This window comes from Microcoleus sp. S36b_A4, from assembly GCF_036700645.1.
Lineage (GTDB): Bacteria > Cyanobacteriota > Cyanobacteriia > Cyanobacteriales > Microcoleaceae > Microcoleus.
In genome coordinates this window covers 1-3042 of sequence record NZ_JAUBPI010000191.1, presented here as the reverse complement: position 1 = coordinate 3042, position 3042 = coordinate 1, and the positions used below count along the sequence as shown (strand labels likewise).

At 48.7% G+C, this 3042-nt stretch carries 1 pseudogene; it reads left to right on the top strand.

Features of this window, described 5'->3' with window-relative positions:
* A pseudogene (locus tag QUA03_RS28610) lies at window positions 1-3004 on the top strand (hypothetical protein); the annotation flags it as partial.
* Window positions 3005-3042: the final 38 nt, after the last annotated feature.

Below are 3042 nucleotides of genomic sequence, written 5' to 3'. Positions count from 1 at the left end.
CGCTCATGTTTCTGGGTCAAAAAAGCTTTATGATGTGATATTACCACGAACTGTTACTATTTTGGAGATGTCTAGTATATTTGGAGGACAAGCTGATATTGCAAATATCAATATTACTAGCGTAAATGGAACTATTAACATTGGCGAGATAGATGTTATTTCCGAAAGCAATAATATAGGTGGCAATATACGTGTCTCTGCTAATGGAAATATTACAACAGGTAAAGTGTCTGCCTACGGTAGAGGGCAGAGTAACACACAGGGAGGCATAATTAATTTTACTAGCACTAATGGCAGCATTAACACAGGTGAATTCTACCAAAATACTTCGTCTTATGGTGATTTGACTTTGTCTTATGGTGATATGGATTATGGTGGGCCGTTTATTGTAAGTTTTGCCCCTGAAAATGGTGGGTCAATAACTTTAATAGCAGATCGCGATAATATTACGACTGGCAATTTCAATGTCAGGGCAATTCAAAGCGGCGGCTCGATCGCCCTTAGAAGTGGGGGTACAATTAATATCGGCGCGATCGATACTACGGGCGATCGCGCTGCTGGAAATATTACCATTCAAGCCAGCACCGGCATCACAACACCGACAACAGGAACCGCGATCGCGGGTACTTCTAGTAAGGGCAACGGTAGCAATGTTACTTTATCTACTACCAACGGTGACATTAATATAGGCGATGTTTTAGTATCGGGAATACAGGGTGGAAATCTTAACTTTACTAACAGCAACGGAAATATCACTACAGGTCAGTTATTGACAAGTTATGACGGTTCATCTCCCGATCTTAAAACTAACACAGGGGGCAATGTTAATCTAAATGCTGGGGGAAATATTACTACCAGCGACATCCGGGCGATCGGCAATCAAGACGGCGGCTCAATCACGTTTAAAAGCGGCGGGGCGATCGACACTACCGCCGGAATCATCAATGCGATCGGCGGCAACAACGGCGGCAATATTTCCCTCGAAGCTGGAAGCAATATCAGTACGGCAGGAATTGGTAGCGCCCTATTATTAAGCGGGTTCAACGCCAACAGTGGCAATCTTCGCATTCAAAGCGGCGGTAATATCGACACAACTGCCGGCCCAATTATTACCGCCGCAGCAAATGGTAAGGGCGGAGGAGTCACCATAAATGCTGGCGGAACAGTTTCGACATCTGATATTAATTCCCGCACTTTCGCTCCCAGTATTACTGTTACTGGTGGCAATATTGATGTCCAGGCAAATGATTCTATTACTGCCAAGGGCAAGATCGAAACTAACCGCAATAACATTACTTTTAACGCTCCGGTAACATTAGGTAACGACCTCTCGGTCAAAATTTTAGAGACTGGCGATATTACTTTTAAGTCTACAGTTGACGGGCCTTACAGTCTGACTGTTCAACCCGATGCGGGAAGTGTTGACTTTGGTGGTGCTGTGGGCAGTGTTGCTCCCCTCAACAGCGTCAATATTCAAGATGATATCCCCGAAAGTTCCGCGGCAATTAACATTATTACTACGAATAATATTACCGCCCAAAATATTACCTCACCCGCCGGAATTTCTTTGTTTAGCGAGAACGGAGAAATCACAACTAAAAATATTGATGCGACTTCCCCTAACACTGGTGGCAATATCGCTTTGAGCGCTGGAACTAATATTAGTGCGGGCGATATCAATACCTCGTCTCCTGGTAATGGTGGCAGTATTTTGCTCGACGCTACCGGAAGTATTAATGTTGGTAAAATTGACTCTTCGGCTGAGGGGAATGCAGGGAATGTCACGGCTTATAACCGCAGTGCTGAGGGCGATATTACTGCGAGTCAAATTAACGCTCAAAGTAGTCTCGGCAAAGGTACGGGAGGCAATGTCGAGATTCTGATGGGAAGGTTTTTTCGATCGCTCAATTCCTTCACAGACAGAAACGGCATCAATGCTAGCATTTCTACGGCTGGAAATCCTGGAGATAGCAACGGCGGTACTATAACTATCCGCCACGGGGGCGCGGGAATAACGCCTTTTATTGTCGGCAATTCCGAGACAAATGGAACGGCGGGTGCAATTACTAGAGGAAATAGTAATCCCATACAAACAATTTTGCCCGATCGCGAATATCTTTATACTCACAAACAGGATGTCGATCGCATTCAAATTATCTCCGTACCGCCACCAATAGTTGCACCCACACCAGCAGCTACTCCAACGCCCGCAGCTACTCCCACGCCCGCACCCACAGCAGCAGCTACTCCAACGCCCGCACCCACAGCCGCACCTACTCCAACGCCTGCACCCACACCAGCAGCTACTCCCACACCTGCACCGACAGCAGCAGATACTCCATCGCCCGCACCGACAGCAGCAGATACTCCAACGCCTTCCCCCACAGCGACTCCAGCGCCCGCAGGCACGCCCTCACCGCAACCCGCACCGCGTTTACCCCTTGCACCTTCGGCAACACCCGAAAGCTCGATCGCACCTGCCCCAACGCCGGAAAGCTCGATCGCACCTTTCCCAATTCCCCAAATATTTATCCCACTTGCCCCAATTCCCCAAACTTCGATCGCACCTTCGGCAACACCCGATCCGATACCTGGTTTTCCCATTGACTTCCAACTACCTGAATTGCCCGATTCATTCGTACTGCCACCCCGCGCGCGCCCTACACAGCCCTCAACGCCCACAACCCCAAACGCTGCTGCCCGCATAGCTTCTACACCTACCCTTCCCTCTGTTTCCCAAATCACCTCCTCCCTCGGCGCTCAACCTGCGATCGCCCCCGAACCTTCAAACGCGCCAAATCCCGCGCCCACAGCCCCTCTTGCCTCTCTAACCCAGCCTGTAACTCAGATTCAGCCAGCACCTGCAAGTGCGATCGTGCCCACGCCTGCAAGTGCGATCGTACCCGCGCCCGCTGTCAGCCCAAGCCAAACTCCCCAACAGGAGTTAGCTTTTTTAATTGGCGATTTATTAGACCTCTTGCGAAAGTGCGCTCGTTCTAGGTAAAATAAAAGAAAAAATTAGCTCCCATAATATGAAGTACG